19 protein-coding genes are annotated in these 16675 nt (G+C 71.0%); 9 read left to right on the top strand and 10 right to left on the bottom strand.

The window, feature by feature from the left end; translation table 11 throughout:
* Window positions 1-279: 279 nt before the first annotated feature.
* The 3 genes from A6A06_RS15545 to A6A06_RS15535 all read left to right on the top strand — a co-directional run bounded on the left by A6A06_RS15545 (window position 280) and on the right by A6A06_RS15535 (window position 2400).
* Window positions 280-900 (top strand): DUF6230 family protein, encoded by a 621-nt coding sequence (locus A6A06_RS15545; RefSeq protein WP_073761765.1) that lies wholly within the window; start codon window positions 280-282, stop codon window positions 898-900.
* Window positions 891-1406, top strand: a complete 516-nt coding sequence (locus A6A06_RS15540) for a DUF6114 domain-containing protein (RefSeq protein WP_073761764.1) — start codon at window positions 891-893, stop codon at window positions 1404-1406. Before A6A06_RS15545 ends, A6A06_RS15540 begins: the two co-directional genes overlap by 10 nt.
* Before the next feature lie 283 nt (window positions 1407-1689).
* On the top strand, window positions 1690-2400 hold the full coding sequence (locus A6A06_RS15535) for a hypothetical protein (RefSeq protein ID WP_073761763.1): 711 nt from the start codon (window positions 1690-1692) through the stop codon (window positions 2398-2400).
* Window positions 2401-2531: 131 nt separating this feature from the next.
* Here A6A06_RS15535 and A6A06_RS15530 read toward each other — a convergent pair whose 3' ends face one another.
* Window positions 2532-2885, bottom strand: coding sequence for a hypothetical protein (locus A6A06_RS15530; RefSeq protein ID WP_073761762.1), 354 nt, complete (start codon window positions 2883-2885; stop codon window positions 2532-2534).
* A complete protein-coding gene (gene ctaD, locus A6A06_RS15525; protein ID WP_199930887.1) occupies window positions 2882-4507 on the bottom strand; it encodes an aa3-type cytochrome oxidase subunit I in 1626 nt (541 codons plus the stop codon). The genes A6A06_RS15530 and ctaD overlap by 4 nt, the downstream gene beginning before the upstream one ends.
* Window positions 4508-4588: 81 nt before the next feature.
* Between ctaD and A6A06_RS15520 the strand changes: the two genes are divergently transcribed.
* The 3 genes from A6A06_RS15520 to A6A06_RS15510 all read left to right on the top strand — a co-directional run bounded on the left by A6A06_RS15520 (window position 4589) and on the right by A6A06_RS15510 (window position 7927).
* Entirely contained in the window at window positions 4589-5416 is an 828-nt protein-coding gene (locus A6A06_RS15520) for an RNA polymerase sigma factor (RefSeq protein WP_079194077.1), read from the top strand.
* Window positions 5409-6488 (top strand): CU044_5270 family protein, encoded by a 1080-nt coding sequence (locus tag A6A06_RS15515; protein WP_073761761.1) that lies wholly within the window; start codon window positions 5409-5411, stop codon window positions 6486-6488. The genes A6A06_RS15520 and A6A06_RS15515 overlap by 8 nt, the downstream gene beginning before the upstream one ends.
* A 257-nt stretch (window positions 6489-6745) precedes the next feature.
* On the top strand, window positions 6746-7927 hold the full coding sequence (locus tag A6A06_RS15510) for a serine hydrolase domain-containing protein (RefSeq protein ID WP_073761760.1): 1182 nt from the start codon (window positions 6746-6748) through the stop codon (window positions 7925-7927).
* A gap of 126 nt (window positions 7928-8053) precedes the next feature.
* On the opposite strand, the gene A6A06_RS15505 is transcribed toward A6A06_RS15510, so the two are convergent.
* Window positions 8054-9055, bottom strand: coding sequence for an aldo/keto reductase (locus A6A06_RS15505; RefSeq protein ID WP_073761759.1), 1002 nt, complete (start codon window positions 9053-9055; stop codon window positions 8054-8056).
* 466 nt (window positions 9056-9521) lie between these two features.
* Window positions 9522-10088: a superoxide dismutase family protein gene (locus A6A06_RS15500; protein ID WP_073761758.1), complete on the bottom strand. Its 567-nt coding sequence runs from the start codon at window positions 10086-10088 to the stop codon at window positions 9522-9524.
* 541 nt (window positions 10089-10629) lie between these two features.
* Between A6A06_RS15500 and proP the strand changes: the two genes are divergently transcribed.
* Window positions 10630-12162 (top strand): glycine betaine/L-proline transporter ProP, encoded by a 1533-nt coding sequence (proP, locus tag A6A06_RS15495; protein ID WP_199930928.1) that lies wholly within the window; start codon window positions 10630-10632, stop codon window positions 12160-12162.
* Between the two features lie 135 nt (window positions 12163-12297).
* Here the strand turns inward: proP and A6A06_RS15490 are convergent, their stop codons facing one another.
* From A6A06_RS15490 to A6A06_RS15475, 4 genes are all read right to left on the bottom strand, one after another.
* Window positions 12298-12561, bottom strand: a complete 264-nt coding sequence (locus A6A06_RS15490) for a hypothetical protein (protein WP_073761757.1) — start codon at window positions 12559-12561, stop codon at window positions 12298-12300.
* 251 nt (window positions 12562-12812) lie between these two features.
* On the bottom strand, window positions 12813-13337 hold the full coding sequence (locus tag A6A06_RS15485; RefSeq protein WP_073761756.1) for a nitroreductase family deazaflavin-dependent oxidoreductase: 525 nt from the start codon (window positions 13335-13337) through the stop codon (window positions 12813-12815).
* 139 nt (window positions 13338-13476) lie between these two features.
* A complete protein-coding gene (locus A6A06_RS15480) occupies window positions 13477-13737 on the bottom strand; it encodes a hypothetical protein (RefSeq protein WP_073761755.1) in 261 nt (86 codons plus the stop codon).
* A gap of 31 nt (window positions 13738-13768) precedes the next feature.
* Complete coding sequence (locus A6A06_RS15475; RefSeq protein WP_242440750.1) at window positions 13769-14176, bottom strand: glycine-rich domain-containing protein; 408 nt, start codon at window positions 14174-14176, stop codon at window positions 13769-13771.
* 107 nt (window positions 14177-14283) lie between these two features.
* Here A6A06_RS15475 and A6A06_RS15470 point away from each other — a divergent pair, with 107 nt between their 5' ends.
* Window positions 14284-14691 (top strand): hypothetical protein, encoded by a 408-nt coding sequence (locus A6A06_RS15470; RefSeq protein WP_242440749.1) that lies wholly within the window; start codon window positions 14284-14286, stop codon window positions 14689-14691.
* An 82-nt stretch (window positions 14692-14773) separates the two neighbouring features.
* Complete coding sequence (locus A6A06_RS15465) at window positions 14774-15103, top strand: antibiotic biosynthesis monooxygenase family protein (protein ID WP_073762180.1); 330 nt, start codon at window positions 14774-14776, stop codon at window positions 15101-15103.
* 163 nt (window positions 15104-15266) lie between these two features.
* Here the strand turns inward: A6A06_RS15465 and A6A06_RS15460 are convergent, their stop codons facing one another.
* Together A6A06_RS15460 and A6A06_RS15455 are read right to left on the bottom strand one after the other, a co-directional pair.
* Window positions 15267-15824: a hypothetical protein gene (locus A6A06_RS15460; RefSeq protein ID WP_073761753.1), complete on the bottom strand. Its 558-nt coding sequence runs from the start codon at window positions 15822-15824 to the stop codon at window positions 15267-15269.
* Window positions 15821-16594: a hypothetical protein gene (locus A6A06_RS15455; RefSeq protein WP_073761752.1), complete on the bottom strand. Its 774-nt coding sequence runs from the start codon at window positions 16592-16594 to the stop codon at window positions 15821-15823. The genes A6A06_RS15460 and A6A06_RS15455 overlap by 4 nt, the downstream gene beginning before the upstream one ends.
* Window positions 16595-16675 lie beyond the last annotated feature (81 nt).

Genomic DNA, 16675 nt, shown 5'->3' with positions numbered 1-16675 from the left:
GGGGTACGAGCGCGCGGAGTGTGCGGGCGCACCCGTAGACCCGACGCGCGTACGTGGAGCGAAGCCGCGTCTCTTTTGCGTCTCCTGTGGTTCCTTCGGTCCTCAACCTTGCCAACGGGTACTGGCAGACTTACATTCAACTCGCCAGTAACACCGGCCAGTTCGCCACACCCTCCACGTAATCATCACGCTGTACGACCGCCTCCTGGCCAGGCTTCCCGCACGTCCCCCCACAACTCTCGGCTGCGCGATCCACGCACTTCGAAGGGGACCACTCTCATGAAGGACGCACACGGCAGACACGTCACGGGGCGGGTCAGCTGGCGCAAGTTCGCCGTGCTGTCCGTCCCGGCCTTCGCCGGGACCGCCGCGCTGGCCATCGCCCTGGCCAACGGCGCGCTGGCGGCTTCGTTCGCCGTATCGGGACAGCAGTTCAAGGTGTCCGCCGCCTCCCTCAAGGGCGAAGGCTTCGCCCAGTACGGCGGCGTCGACCAGAACGCCCGCGGCGACCTGCTGCCGGTGGCCGTGACCGCCATCAAGAACGCCGAACTGAAGCGCCTGTGCCAGTCGGTCGTCACCACGCTGCCGGTCATCGGCGACATCTCGCTCAACCTCACCGCGGGCGGCGGCAAGACGCCGGTCAAGGCGACCGACCTCTTCGTGGACGCCACCCAGCTCTCCGGCAACGCGGACTTCAACAACATCGAGATCGGCCGCGACGCCTCCACCCTCGACAAGGGCCCGGCGACCGCCCAGGGCATGCAGGACGCGTTCGCCCAGCAGGCCGACGACGTCAGCATCACCGACCTCAAGCAGACGGCCTGGGCCACCAACGCCGGGACGTTCCGGCTGGCCGGCCTGAGCATGAGCATCTCCAAGGGCAAGAAGGAATGCTTCTGAACGGGCGCGGCCACGGCTCCTGGCGGCGCGGGCGTGCGGCCTGGCGGCGCTGGCGCAAGGGCCGCCCCTTCTGGGGCGGGCTGGCGGCCGTCGTCGCGGGCGCGGAGATCTGCGCCATCCCGCTGGCGCCGCTGAAGGTCATGCTCCAGCAGGGCATCGCCGGTATCCCGTCCGTCCTGATGGGCCTGGTGATGATCCTGATGGGCCTGTCCGCGTGGTTCGCGCCGCACTACCGGGGACTGGCCGGAATCCTCACCGTGCTGGTCGCCACCGCGGCGCTGGTGATGTCCAACCTCGGCGGATTCCTGTTCGGCACGATCGTCGGCATCCTCGGCGGCGGCATGATCTTCGCCTGGCAGCCCCGCCCGCTGCCGGAACCGGAACCGGACCGGCGGCCGGGCGCGGGCCCGGGTGCCGATCCGATCGCCGACCCGGGTGCCGATCCGGCGCAGGGGCCGTCGGACAGCACACCGCCGTCGCCGCCCCGCACCCAGCCGCAGAACTGACCGAGCCGCGCGGCAGGACCGTCGTACGGGGTCGTACGGGTACGGAAGCGCCGTCGTATGCGTACGGGAGCGGCGTCGTACGGGTACGGGAGCACCGTCGTACGGGTACGGCAGCGCCCGCCACGGATTCCGTACGCGTACGCCCCGCCCGCCCCCTCGCACAGGCACCACCGCCCCCACCACCCCCACCCCCGCGGCCGGGCCGCCGCTCCCCCATGACCCGCAGGTGCTCGCAGGCGCCTGCGTCGCCCCACCCACACCGCTCGCAGAAGGAGATTTCGCGATGACGCACAGACCCGCACGCTCTCGCGCACATCACTCCGTCACCCGGCGGCCGCGCGCCCTGCTCGCCGCCGGTACGGGAATCCTCGCGACCGCGTCCCTCACCCTGGCCCTGACCGGCTCGGCCACCGCCCTGCCCACCGGGGCCCCGGTCGCCGACGCCCCGACCACCGTCACACCGGCCGGGCACGCCTACGCCGCCACCCTCGGCGGCAAGGCCACCTTCAAGGCCGGTTCGGTGACGGTGACCTGCACCGTCTCGAACGCCAACGGCCGGGTCCCGGACGCCCCGGACAACACCAACGACTCCGGCCCGGTCAGCAACGGCATCTCGGCGCCCACCTACACCTCCTGCTCCACCAGCTTGCCGGGCGTCAGCGCCACCATCCAGACCTCCGGCGCATGGGGTGTCACCATGCAGAACGGCGCGCCGAGCACCGCCGGGCTGACCATCCCGACCGGCGGTTTCGTCCTCAGGACCAGCGGTCTGGCCAGTTGCACGGTGACGGCCGCTCCCACAGGCGCGGCGACGGTGAGCGGCACCTGGGCGAACGGCGCGCCGTCCACCCTGACCTTCACCAACGCCTCGGTGCCGGTCAAGGTCGTCGGCGGCTTCGGCTGCCCGACCAGCTCGACGACGTCGACCTTCAACGCCACCTACAAGGTCGCCGACACCACCGACCCGGCGTCGCAGATCACGGTCACCGGCTGACGCGCGGTCCGGTCCCCTGCTGACGGCCGGGAGGCGTCCGCCGGCCGCCCCCTCAGCCGCGGACGCCCCCGGCCGTCTCGGTCCGTCGCCCTCGGCCGCGGACGCCCCGGGCCGTCGTCGATCCGTTGCCCTCACCCGCCGGTGAGGGCAACGGCAACCACCACCGCGCCGGTCACCAGCACCGCGGTCGCGGCCAGGAATCCCGTCACCATCCGGCGCCGCAGCACCTGGTACACGCCCTCGTACTCGGCCCGCAATTCCCCGCTGCGCGCCGCGATCCGCCGGAGAGAGGCGCGGGAGTACTCCAGCTGATCGGCCTGGTACTGCCGTTCGACCTCCTCCTGTTGGGCGCGGGTCAGCCACGGCAGGCGGGCGCTGAATTCCTGTGCACGGGTGCGTGCACGGTCCTTTTCGGCCTCCCAGAGCAGATATCCCTCGATTTCGTTGATCGCCTCGGCCGCGGTCACCGGCGTACCGCCGCTCATACCAGCGCACCTCGTTCCTTTTCACGGTCCAGCGCGGGCGCGCCGACCTCGGGATGGTGCAGGTCGAATGCCGGGGATTCGGAGCGGATACGCGGCAGGGCGGTGAAGTTGTGGCGGGGCGGCGGGCAGGAGGTCGCCCACTCCAGCGAACGGCCCCAGCCCCACGGGTCGTCGTCGGTGACCTTTTCCCCGTACTTCGCGGTCTTCCAGACGTTGTAGAGGAACGGCAGCATCGACAAGCCGAGCAGGAACGAGGCGATCGTCGAGATCGTGTTGAGCGTGGTGAATCCGTCGGCGGCCAGGTAGTCGGGAATACGGCGCAGCATTCCTTCGGCGCCCAGCCAGTGCTGGACGAGGAAGGTGCCGTGGAACCCGATGAACAGCGTCCAGAACGTGATTTTGCCGAGCCGTTCGTCCAGCATCTTGCCGGTGAACTTCGGCCACCAGAAGTGGAACCCGGCGAACATCGCGAAGACGACCGTGCCGAAGATGACGTAGTGGAAGTGGGCGACGACGAAATACGAGTCCGTCACGTGGAAGTCCATCGGCGGCGACGCCAGGATGACGCCGGTCAGACCGCCGAAGGTGAAGGTGATCAGGAAGCCGACCGCCCACAGCATCGGCGTTTCGAAGGACAGGCTGCCCTGCCACATCGTGCCGATCCAGTTGAAGAACTTCACGCCGGTCGGTACGGCGATCAGGAAGGTCATGAACGAGAAGAACGGCAGCAGGACGCCACCCGTCGCGTACATGTGATGCGCCCAGACCGTGACGGACAGCCCCGCGATGGAAACCGTCGCCGCGATGAGCCCGACGTAGCCGAACATCGGCTTGCGGGAGAAGACCGGAATGACCTCGGAAATGATGCCGAAGAACGGCAGCGCGATGATGTAGACCTCGGGATGGCCGAAGAACCAGAAGAGATGCTGCCACAGCAGGGCACCGCCGTTGGCCGCGTCGAAGACGTGCGCACCGAATTTACGGTCCGCCTCCAGGGCGAAAAGAGCGGCCGCCAGCACCGGGAAGGCGAGCAGGACCAGTACACCGGTCAGCAGCACGTTCCAGGTGAAGATCGGCATACGGAACATCGTCATGCCGGGCGCCCGCATACAGATGATGGTGGTGATGAAATTGACCGCGCCCAAGATCGTACCGAATCCGGACAGCGCCAGGCCCATGATCCACATATCGCCGCCGATCCCCGGGGAATGCACGGAATCGGAGAGCGGCGCATAGGCGAACCAGCCGAAGTCGGCGGCGCCCTGCGGCGTGAGGAAACCGCCGACCGCGATCAGCGAGCCGAAGAGATAGAGCCAGTACGCGAACATGTTCAGCCGGGGGAACGCCACGTCGGGCGCGCCGATCTGCAACGGCATGATCCAGTTCGCGAAGCCGGAGAACAGCGGCGTCGCGAACATCAGCAGCATGATCGTGCCGTGCATCGTGAACGCCTGGTTGAACTGCTCGTTCGACAGCAGTTGGTGGCCGGGCCGGGCCAGCTCGGCGCGCATCAGCAGGGCCATCAGGCCGCCGATGCAGAAGAACGCGAACGAGGTGATCAGGTACAGCGTGCCGATGGTCTTGTGGTCGGTGGTCGTCAGCCACTTCACGGGGGACTTCATGCACCGTAGGTGTCCGGGGCCGCCGGAATCTTCACCGCGGGAGGGTGTGAAGATCTCAGGCGTGCCGGACACCAACAGATCATGAGCAAGGACGCAGCCGCCGAGGACGGCCCCGGCGGAAACTTCGACGGCGTGCCCGATGGGGACTTCGGGGGCGGGCCCGGTGGGGGCCTCGACGGCGGGCCCGGTGGGGACTTCGACGGCAGATCCGATGAGGGCCTCGACGGCAGACCCGATGAGGGCCCCGGCAAGGGCGTCGACGAGGCCTTCGCCGACGCCTACCGCACGCACTACTGGGCGGTCAGCCGCTTCGTCGCCCGCCGGCTGGACAGCGGCCAGACGGACGACGTCGAGGAGGTGGTGGCGGAGGTCTTCTCCATAGCGTGGCGGCGGCGCGCCGAGCTGCCGCCGTCCCCACTGCCCTGGCTGTACGGCGTGGCCCGCAACTGCCTGTCGAACACGGTGCGCGGCTTCGGCCGGTACCGGCGCCTGCTGCACCGCCTCGGCAACCACGAGGCCGCGCACCGCCGCCAGACCGTGGACAGCCCCGACACGGACCGGCCGGGCTCCTGGGTGCACGAGGCCCTGGAGCGCCTCTCCCCCGCCGACCAGGAAGTGCTGCGCCTGACGGCCTGGGAGGAACTGACCCTCCAGGAACTGGCCGTCACCCTCGACTGCAGTCAGAGCGCCGCGGCCATGCGGCTGCACCGGGCGCGCAACCGGCTCCGTATGCAGATAGACCGCCTCCGCCCGAAGGGGACTCCGGAGCCCGGCCCCGACCCGGACAGCCGGACCCCACGCCCATTCCCCCCTCCCCCGACGCGCCCGCGCGCGCACCGTACGACCGCATGTTCACCCCTGCCCGCACCCGCGGTGCCGACCCGAGCCGGAGGCCGCAGCCTTGACTGACGAACTGGAGCTGCTGCGGCAGGCCGACCCCGTACCGTCGCCCGGCGAAGGCCCTTGGCGGGACCGTCCGCTCGACGCCCGCGCGGAGCACCGGCTGTCCGCCCTGATGAGCGCCGACGCGCCGTCTTCCACGCCGGCGCCCGCACCCGGGCGAGCCGCCCGCGCCCCCCGGCCGCGCCGCACCCGACGCCTCCTCATCGGCGCCACCGCCGCCTCGGCCGTCGCGCTGACCGTCCTCACCCTCACCTTCTCCGGCGTCGGTACGGCACCGGCGTCGGCCGCCCCGACCGCGCTCGTCGTGCAACGCGACGCCCGCGTCCTCCCGCTCGACGAGGTCGCCCGCAACGCGGAGGCGTACGCCCGCGCCCTGCACGACGCCCCCAAGCCGCACCGCGGCAGCCACCTCCAGAGCTGGTACCTGAGCATGGAGACGGGCCCCGACGCCAAACCGCCGGTCACCTTCCCCGAGGAGCGCATCACCAGCTGGAACCCGGACGGCAGCGGCTCCGAACTCGTCGTCGCCACCGACCCGCGGCACCCCGGCCGCCCGGTGATCCACGACGCCGACGGCGAGTGGCGCACCGTCAACGACGGCAAGGTCCTGCACCGCAAGACGTACCCGGCGGGCACCCGCCTGGACGACCCGGTCACCGGCGACGGCACGCTGCCCGCCCGGCCGCCCGCCGACCCCGACGAACTGCGCTCCTACCTGTCCACCTTCTACAGCGGCGCCGGCACCGAGACGCAGCCGATGCTCATGGCCCTCTCCTCCTTCCTCCAGGAGTGGACCCCGGGCCCGCGCGAGTCGGCGGCGCTGGTCCGGATGCTCTCCCGCACGAAGGACCTCCGCCCGGCCGGGCAGGTCACCGACCGCCTCGGCCGGCGCGGCCAGGCGTACGCGTACCGCGGCACGGACGCGTCGGACGGGAACATGGACGGCACCCTGCAACTGGTCATCCTCAACCCGGAGACCGGTCAGGTCCTCGGTATGGAGACGACGTTCACGAAGGACGTCCCCGAGTTCAGGATCAAGTCGGGTGACGTGCTGTCGTACGAGGCGTGGATGCCGTGACGTGAGCACCGGCTGAGCGGCTCCGGGGAAGCCGGGTGCGCCACCGCGCCGTTCCGGTCGGCGGGACACCGGCCGGTGGGACACCGGTCGATGGGACACCGGTCGGTGTGACACCGGGCTCCCCCGTGCGGCTCGTGGGGCACCTTACGTAGGGCCAGCCCCAGTCGCGCTCCTGCGGCTGCCCGGATGGTGCGCCGGGCCGCACGTCAGCAGGCTGGACCCGCTGCAACGGCCACGTACACGAGGAAGGGCCCACCATGCCGAAACGCTCGCACCGCCGTCGGATCACGGCGGCAGCCGTGTCAGCCGCCACCGCCCTGTCCCTGGCCCTGGCTCTGGCCCTGGCTCTGGCCCTGACAGGCACGCTGCCCGCGTCCGCCACGCAGACCCGGGCCGCCGACCCGGTCCAGCGCGGGCTGGACCGGCTGGTGCACGAGGACGGCTACCCCGCCGCGCTGGCCGCCGCCACCGGCCGCGACGGGCGCACCCGTGATGCCGCCGCAGGCGTCGCGGACCTGCGCACCGGGGCAAAGGCGCCGGTCGACGGGCAGGTGCGGGCCGCGAGCGTCACCAAGACCTTCACCGCCGCCGTCGTCCTGCAACTCGTCGGCGAGGGCAAGGTCGCGCTGGACGCCCCCGTCGAGACCTACCTGCCGGGGCTGCTGCGCGGCGACGGCATCGACGGCCGCCGCATCACGGTGCGCCAACTGCTCCAGCACACCAGCGGGCTGCCCGACTACACCCCGTACATGGCCGACCTGACCAGCAACCGCCACCGCTACCACCAGCCCCGCACGCTGCTCGACCTCGCCCTGCGGCACAAGGCGGGGTTCCCGCCCGGCAAGGGCTGGCGGTACTGCAACACCGACTACGTGGTGGCCGGGCTGCTCATCGAGCAGGTCACCGGCCGCCCGGCGGGCGAGGAGATCACCCGCCGGGTGATCGACCGCGCCGGGCTGCGGCACACCTCCTTCCCCGCCGCGGGCGACCAGCGCATCCGGGGCGCCCACCCGCACGGCTACGTCTCGCCGAAGCCCGGCGCACCGCTGCTGGACGTCACCGAGATGGACCCGTCCGCAGCCTGGACCGGCGGTGCCCTGATCAGCACTCCGCGCGACCTGAACCGTTTCTTCGGCGCCCTGCTCGGCGGCAGGCTGCTCAAGCCCGCGCAGCTCGCCCAGATGCGCACGACCGTGGCGATACCGGCCGACGCCGGGTACCCGAAGGGCACCCGGTTCGGGCTGGGCCTGTCCAGCCAGCCGCTGAGCTGCGGCGGCCTGCTGTGGGGGCACGACGGCGACTTCCTCGGTTACGCGACCGACTCGGCCGCGACCGACGACGGCCGCGCCGCCACCATCGCCGTCACCGCCGCCCCGGCCCCCGCCGAACAGGGCCGCCGCCACGCCGCACAGCTGCTGGACACCGCCCTCTGCGGGTGACCCGCCGGGCCGCGTTGACGTCTGAGGGCTTTGAGTTGACGAGTGCGAGCTACAAGTCGACGCCCACGGACTTCAAGTTGACCTCCGCAGGTTTCACGTTGACGCCCGTGGCCTTCAAATGACCGTTCAGTGACCAAGTCGGTCAAGGGCCTGCTGCGGGTAGCGGGCGCCTGCCACGGCGTCGGCGGGCACCGCCGCGCGCAGCCGGTCCGCCTGCTCGGCGGTGAGGGTGAGCCCGGCCGCGGCGGCGTTCTCCGCCACGTAGCGCGCCCGCTTCGTACCGGGGATCGGCACGATGTCCTCGCCCTGCGCCAGCAGCCAGGCCAGCGCCGCGCGCGCCGGCGGCACCCCGATCTCGTCGGCCACATGGCGCACCGCGCGGACGAGCGCGAGGTTGCGCTCGATGTTCGCGTCGGTGAACCGCGGCCAGCGACGCCGGTTGTCGTCCGCGCTCAGCTCCTCGCGCGAGGCGAGGGCGCCCGCGAGCATCCCGCGCCCGAGGGGTGAGTACGCCACCACCGTGATGCCGAGTTCGCGGCACGTGGCGAGCAGCTCGCCCTCGACCACGTCCCGAGTGAACAGCGAGTACTCCACCTGTACGGCACTGACGGGATGCACGGCGTGCGCCTTGCGCAGCGTCTCCGGGCTGACCTCCGAGAGGCCCAGGTGCCGCACCTTCCCCGCCGCGACCAGCTCCGCCATCGCGCCGACGGTCTCCTCGACCGGTACGGCGGGGTCACGGCGGTGGGCGTAGTAGAGGTCGATGTATTCGACGCCGAGCCTGCGCAGCGAGGCGTCACAGGCGACCGGTACGTACGCGGGTGAGGTGTCCACGGTGTCGACCCGCCCGGTCACCGGGTCGTGCCGCAGCCCGAACTTCGTCGCCAGGACGGTGGCGGCGCGCTTGCCCCGGCCGCGCAGCCAGTCGCCGACGAACTCCTCGTTCGCGCCGCGTCCGTACGCGTCGGCCGTGTCGAGGAACGTCACGCCCAGCTCGGCGGCCCGGTCGAGCGCCCGCCGCGCTTCCGCCGGGTCGGCGGGCCCGTACGCGACGGACATCCCCATACATCCCAGCCCCACCGCCGAAACACCGGCCCCTCCGGGCCCGCCCAGACGCCGGTACCTCACAGGCTTCCTTCGGCAACCGCCGCCACGCACGCGCCGCCTTGGTCACCGCCGTAACCGGATGTACGCCACCGGGCTCCGGTCGGCTCAAGCGCGGTCCCCATAGCGTTCCTCCACGACTCGATGGATCAGCTCGGCCGAGCCCTGGAGCGACAGGGCTGCGGCTTGGAGGTGAGCGTAACGAAGTCCAAAGTCTCTGGTCTCGACGGGGTTTGGCGTCACGTGCTGCGCGCCGCAGCCCTCGGCCGTAGCCCTCGAAGGAGACGGTGGACGGGCCGTGAAGGAGCCGACCGCCCAGGCGGCCGAGTGGCAGGGTGCGGCCGGATGGCTGATGCTTGATGGGCGCGACGATCCCGCGGCGCGGCAGCGGATCTCAGCAGATCACTGCCGCGCCGCTCGCGCACGGACGACGGACGACGGACATCGGACACCGGGCCACCGGCCACGGACTACGAACCACGGACAGATCTCAGGCCAGCGGCACGTTGACGCAGGCCAGGCGGGCGCCCGCGGTTCCCGCGTGGCCCGGTTCGGTGTGGGTCTTGTGTTCGTGGACGACCACGGAGCGGGCCTGTCCGTAGCGGACGTGCCAGTCGACCTTGGCGACGGAGGCGCCGTCGCCCTCCGCGTCCGTCTTCAGGTCGAGCCACACCTCGTTGCGCGGGTTGGCGTAGGCGGGGTCGGTGGAGGGCTGAACGGGGTCGGCCACGTTCTGGTAGTGCGGGCCGGAGTCGGCCGGTTTGGGCCCGCACGGCTTGGTGTGGACATGGGCGCCGTACGTACGGTCCGGGACGAGGCCCGCCAGGCGCAGGGCGACGACCGTCCGGCCGTGGTCCACGGACCCGTACCGTTTCTCCACGACCGTGACCCGGCTGCCCACGGGCACCAGGGCCGTGTCGTGGGTGACGGCCTCACCCGTGGGCGACGCGGCGAAGTGAGCACGGACGGTCACGCTGGTGCACTGCACTCCCATAGATGGCGCGGCGGCCGGCGCCATCGCCAGTGATGCGGTCAGCACTGCCGTAGCGATAGACATGCGACGCACCTTTGCGTCCCGGTGCGCGAACCGGAACCAGGTATCCGGTCAGACGGGGCGTACGGGAAAGTTATGGGTGGGGGGGGGTAGGAAGGGGCGGGGACGGGGGGCCGGAGCGGGCCCGAAGTGGGTCCGGAACGGGCCCGGGAACGGGCCCGAAGTGGGGCCGAAGTAAGTCCGGAGCGGGTCCGAAGTGACCCGGGGGAATCCTGAGGAAATAGTTCGGCACGGCCTGCATACATCCGACCGGAGTGGGCAGGGTCAGGTCTGTGCCGTGCATATCTGGCGCAAGACAGGGCAATTCGGTTGCGGTGATCACCGCGAGATGGATCACATTCATAAAGGCCGGATAAGGACCCCCGGGGCGCCGCTTCCCCTGCCAGGAGCAGGGTTGAACGCTGTTGCGCGGTCAACCGTGCACTGTCCGTGATGAGCTGCTCTGCCCCTATGGTCGACCTTTGCCCGTCACGCCATGACGGGCGTGGCCCGCCACGGCGGGTGTTCCATGCAGTCGACCCAGAGAGCGCAGGCGAGCGAACACGTGCCGACGCAGTCACCCGTCGCACCGCGGACCCGTACCGGTGGTCCCGAACCCGATCCGGCCGGGCCGGACAAACTGGAGAAGCGGGGGCAGGGCAGCGACGACGTCACCGTCGTCGATCCGTCCATGGTCAAGCGCGCCGTCTCGGCAGCCGCCGTCGGCAACGCGATGGAGTGGTTCGACTTCGGCGTCTACAGCTACATCGCGGTCACGCTGGGACAGGTCTTCTTCCCGTCCGGCAACCCGACCGCGCAGTTGCTGTCGACGTTCGGCACCTTCGCCGCGGCCTTCCTCGTGCGCCCCATCGGCGGCATGGTCTTCGGGCCGCTCGGTGACCGTATCGGACGGCAGAAGATCCTCGCCATCACCATGATCATGATGTCGGCGGGCACCTTCGCGATCGGCCTGATCCCCTCGTACGCCTCCATCGGCGTCGGGGCACCGATCCTCCTGCTGGTCGCCCGGCTGATCCAGGGCTTCTCCACCGGCGGTGAGTACGGCGGCGCCTCCACCTTCATCGCCGAGTACGCGCCCGACAAGAAGCGCGGCTTCCTGGGCAGCTGGCTGGAGTTCGGCACGCTCGCCGGTTACGTCGGCGGCGCCGGCCTGGTCACGCTGCTGACCTACCTCTTCCGCCACAACCACGACGCCCTGCTCTCCTGGGGCTGGCGCATCCCGTTCCTGGTCGCGGGCCCGATGGGCATCATCGGTCTCTACCTGCGGATGCGGCTGGAGGAGACCCCGGCCTTCGCGCAGCTGGAGAAGGAGGCGCGGAGCAAGGAGAAGGAGCGCCGGGAGGCCGAGAAGAAGATCGGCCTGCGCGAGATGATCTTCGGCCAGTGGCGGGCGATGCTGCTCTGCGTCGGCCTGGTCCTGGTCTTCAACGTCACCGACTACATGCTGCTGTCGTACATGCCGAGCTACCTGACCTCGGAGCTGAAGTACGACGAGACGCACGGGCTGCTGGTCGTGCTGGCGGTCATGGTCGCGATGATGTGCGTGCAGCCCTTCGCGGGCCGGCTCACCGACCGCTTCGGACGCCGCCCGGTCATCGCGACCGGCTGTGTCGGCTTCCTGGTGCTGTCCGTACCGTCGCTGCTGCTGATCCGGCAGGGTTCGCTGGTCGGCATCGCGCTGGGCATGGCCGTACTCGGCCTGCTGCTGGTGTGCTTCACGTCCACCATGCCGTCCACGCTGCCCGCGCTGTTCCCGACGAAGGTGCGCTACGGCTCGCTGTCCATCGGCTTCAACGTCTCGGTCTCCGTCTTCGGCGGTACGACTCCGCTGGTGGTGACCGCGCTGATCGGCGCCACGGGCAACAACATGATGCCCGCGTTCTACATGATGGCCGCCGCCGTGGTCGGCGGGATCGCGGTGCTGCTGATGTCGGAGAGCGCGTGCAAGCCGCTGCCGGGATCGCCTCCGGCGGTCGAGACGGAGTCGGAGGCGCGCGCGCTGCGCCGGGCCACGGCTGCGGCTTCCACTCCGGCTGCGGGCAAGGGCAAGCGTCGGGTGGCGGAGTCGCCTGCCTGATACGGACGGTGGCGGTAGCTCCTGCCACCTGACCCTTTCCACCGCAACGCCTGTGCGCGAGGACCTCCACGTCCTCGCGCACAGGCGTTTTCCGGCTGTACGGGCGCGGCGGACGCGCCCGTACGTCCCCGACCCTCAGGTGTCGCTCGGGCGGTTCGGGCCGACCCACCCTCCGTCGTCGCAGGTGCGCCCGGCCGGGTCCTTCTGGCCGTGCGCGTAAAGGCCGTCGCCCGTGGTCGCACCGGACGGCGAGGGGAAGAAGCTGGTGTAGGCGAAGCGGCAGCTGTCACCGCCCGCCGAACGCTCGTGCGCGGGACACGCCAACACGCCGGGAGCGGCGGCCAGAACGGCGCCGACCGCGGAGACCGCCACCACCACGGCACGGGTGAACTTCCGCATGGGGTACAAGAGGTTCCCTTTCTTCACCGGGCCGCGCCCTCGCGCGCCCCGGTGGCCATGCTGGCGGGAAACCTACGCCCGGCCCCGGCCACACTCCGGCACCCCGACGGCTGCAACCCCAACAGCCGACACGACCGTCACCACAACACCACCGACCCCGTTGTGCACCCCCGCCGAACCACCACACTCCCCTCGCACTCCCCCACCACACTCAACTCCCCCGCGCTCCCCCTCTCACTCCCCCATCCCCATCACTGCTCCACAAGCCGTACGAACGGTATGTTCTCCCCCGCCTGCCGATAGCCCTCGACCGTGCCGTCCACCTCGAACCCCATGTACGCGGTCAACTGCCTGGCCGCCTTCGGATGCTTCGGCGCGTACCGCGCCATGATCCGGCCGCCCTCCTCCGCAGGGAGGAAGTGCGCGATGACGGCACACCGTCTGCGGCCGACCTGGATGGTGGCCCGGGGCTGCGACTGAAGGTTCCGGTACCACTGCGCGCCCGGCCCGAACCCGGAGGCCAGCGTCCACGTACGGGCCTGCCGGTCGTACGACACCACCTCCAGCACGACCCGCCGGGTCTTGCCCGACGTCCGGCCGAGGTGCTCCAGAAGCAGCAGCCGCTTGCCGAAGAGACCACCGAGACCGAGCCGGTAGAGATGGATCGGAGCCCGTAAGGCAAGCCGCTTCCAGCCGGTCGGCCGCGCCGGCCTACCGACCCGCCGCACCGCCCGCGGCGTCTGTGACGGCCCCTGTCCCGCTCCTGAGTTCGACATACTCCGACGCTAACCCCACCCACTGACAACCGGACTGACGCAACCGGCCGAGCTGTGACCGCCGGGACCGCCGGTCCAGTGCTCCGCAGACCCCGCGCGCGTCAACGGGAGCACACGCGGGCGGGGCCGATCCGGGCGGTCAGTTCTCGTCGGGCGGGATGACGAAGCCGCGAGCAGGTCCTCCGTCAGCGCGTCGGGCGGGTCCCGTTCCGGCTTCCCGGAACGTGGCGACGACGGCCGCCAGGGCGTCAGCGGTGGTGTCCTTCCGCGCCCCCGGGTCGGGACTGTCGTACACCCGCCAGGCCCCTTTCGGGTTGTCCGGGTCCTCCGGCGCGACCACCCCAGGGATTCCCAGTCGCCTCAGCGTGGCGTCCACTTGCCGGGCCTCTTCCGCGTCCATGCCCTCACCTTCTCTGCCGGGATGCGGCAGCCTAGCCGCCCTGACCACCGCCGTGTGTCGCGCAGTCTCCGGGATTGACGGGACCGCAGCCTCCCGGCTTCGGGGTGTGCGAGCAGTTCGCCGCCACCGGCACGGCAGCCTTGGCCGGCCCCGCCCATAGTTCGGTGTCCACGCGGTATCCGGCCTGTTCGATCAGAGCTACGGTCCGGGTCAGCGCGTGCGGGTCGTACCGCTCAGGGTCCGGGCGCTCCGGGTAGTGGTGCACGAACCGCCCGAGCTGTTCGCACATGTTCGAGTAGGGGCCGGTGTGCAGGATCAGGGCGTGCCACCCCTCGTCCACCACCTGTGACGGAGTGACCCTCACGGTGGGGAACTTCGCGGCAGCGTCAACGAACTTGATCGCTTCCGTGACGATCCGAGTGGCCATACGCTCGTCCATGGCGGGGTTGTTGTCGATGACCGTTGCGACAACACCCCCGAAAGTCCGCGCACTACCACGATCGGGTCGCATGGGCCCATACCAAGGCGGGCGAAGTTCAGTCAGCCATGCGGGCGCTCGGAGAGGCCGGTGAGGCGCTGGCCGCAGACAGCGCCGGAGCCGAATCACCCGCCTACCTGTATTGGGTGGACGCCGGGGAACTACAGGTCATGGAAAGCCGGGTCTACACGGAACTGCGAAGGCCCTTGCGCGCCGTGCCCCTGCTGCGAGACGTGCTCGGCAAGTACGACACTACGCACACTCGGGAACTGGCCCTGTACCTGTCATGGCTGGCCGTCGCTCTGGCCGATGCGAACGAACCCGAAGAGGCGGCCTCGACGGCGGAACGGGTCATCAGGCTGAGCGCGTCCGTGTCCAGCGACCGCACGGCCGCACGGGTCCGGGTCGTACTGGAGCGGCTGGAGAGCTTCCGGGACGTCCCGGAAGTCCGGGCGGTGCTGGACGGCGCCGCGTGACCGCCGAGCAAGCGGTCCGGTTCCGGCGCGTCAGGCGGCCCTGGTCTACGTCTGCCGGACGGTATGGGGGACGATGTTCGGTATGAGCATCGTGAAGATCAATGTGCTGACTGTGCCCGACGAACAGCGGGAGGTGCTGGAGAAGCGCTTCGGAGCGCGGGCCGGGGCCGTCGAATCGTCGGACGGCTTCGAGTGGTTCGAGCTGCTGCGGCCGGTGGAGGGTACCGACCAGTATCTCGTCTACACGCGTTGGCGTGACGAGCAGGCTTTCCAGGCTTGGATGGAGGGGCCGATGAAGGCCGCGCACCAGGGTGGCGGTGGCGCGGAGGGCGGCGAGCGGCCCAAGCCCGCCGCTTCGGGGTCCACTCTGTGGTCGTTCGAGGTCGTGCAGCAGGCGAGCCCGAAGGCGTGACGGAGTAGCGAACAAGCGCGGCGGACCGGTCGGCCGTTGTCGGTCGCCGGTCCGCCGTTACGCAGGTTCGCAGGTTCATTGGTCCGCCGGGTACGACAGTTCGCCGCTGGGTACGTCAGTTCGCCGCCGGTCCGCCGGGGGCCGGTCCGCCGGGTTCCGGGGGTCAGAAGTCGAGCAGGCGCTGGGCGGTTTCGCGGTAGTGGCGCAGGGCGACGCGGAGCTGTTCGGTGTCGGCGTTGCCCTGTTCCCAGGTCGTGTGCAGGGCACGGCGGCGGGCGGCCAGGGCCTCCGGGAGGAGGGCGGACAGCTCTTCGTAGATGCCGTCGGCTTCCTGTACGGCCTCACGGGGGCGGTCGACGAAGCCGTTGACGGCGTGGTCGAGCCGCTGCCGCAGCTTGTCCCGGGCGTCGGAGGGGAGCAGAGGTTCGGAGGCTCCCGCCCGGCCTGAGGCTTCGGCCGGGGTGGTCGCGGAAGGGCCGCCGGGTGCGCCGGGCGTGCCCGCGGGGTAGTCGGTTTCGGTGCCGGGCAGGCCGGCGTACACACCGGGTACGGACTCGGTGGCACCCGACGTGGTGGTGGGCGGCGGCGCGGTCGGCTGCTGCGCGCCGCGGTCGCCCTCGTACGCCGCGGCTCCGCGCTCCGGCGGCGGCATACCCTCGCTCGCCGCGCGCTCGCCGGGCTTTTCGACGGGACCGGTTCCGCGTTCGTCGAAGGTGCTCATCGCGCACCGCCTTCCGCGGTGTCGTGCCCGTGGCCGCGGCCGTGCGTCCAGGGAGAACGCAGCCGGTCGCCGAGCCGCCGGGCGGTGGGCTTGTCGTGCCGGGTGCCGTGGTGGCCGGCCGACGGGGCGTGCCCGTCGCGGGCCGGGTCGGTACGGCCGTGTGCCGTGCCGTCGCGGCCGTGGCCGCGGGGGCCTCGCGGGCCGCCGGAACGGCCCGATCCGGCGTCGAGCAGTTCGGTGAACAGGGCGCGTGCGTGCACCACGGCGGCGCGCAGTTCCTCCGTGCCGGCGGCGTTCTCGGGCCGGTTGTTGCGGGCGCGTACGGCCGTCTCGTGGGCCTTGCGGTAGTCGTGGACGCCGTGCGCGTGGTGGACGGAGAGGGCGTCGGTCTGCTCGTCGTAGGTGTCGGCCGGGTAGCCGCGTTCGCGGGCGAGTCGGCCGATCAGCAGGTCGGCCTCGACGACGGCCTGTTCGGGCTCGTCGACGAACTGCCGCTGTACGGCCTCCCACCGCTCCTCGTACTGCAGGCGCAGCTCGGCGGTCAGCGGCGCCGGACGGAACGCGCCGTGCCGGTCCAGCCGTTGGTTCAGTTCGCGTTCGGCGGCCGCGTGGTCGCCGTCGTGCACGGCGACGGCCCGTTCGTACTCGGGGCCGAATCGCTTGCGCAGCCCTCTGCTGCCGCTGCGGGCGACCTTGGCGCGGGCCATGAGGACGAGAGCGGCGATCACCAGGAGCGCCACGATGGGGACGATGATCAAGGTGATGGACATACGGGGCGGGTAGCCCCGCCGCCGGGCGCCAAACCCCGCCTGGTGACGGGCCGGTGGGAGGAGAGAGGGGAGAAAAGAGGG

Origin of the sequence: Streptomyces sp. CB02923 (assembly GCF_001905005.1) — a bacterium.
GTDB lineage: Bacteria > Actinomycetota > Actinomycetes > Streptomycetales > Streptomycetaceae > Streptomyces.
Note: the sequence above shows the minus strand (reverse complement) of the source record. Positions and strands in the feature narration are given on the sequence as shown.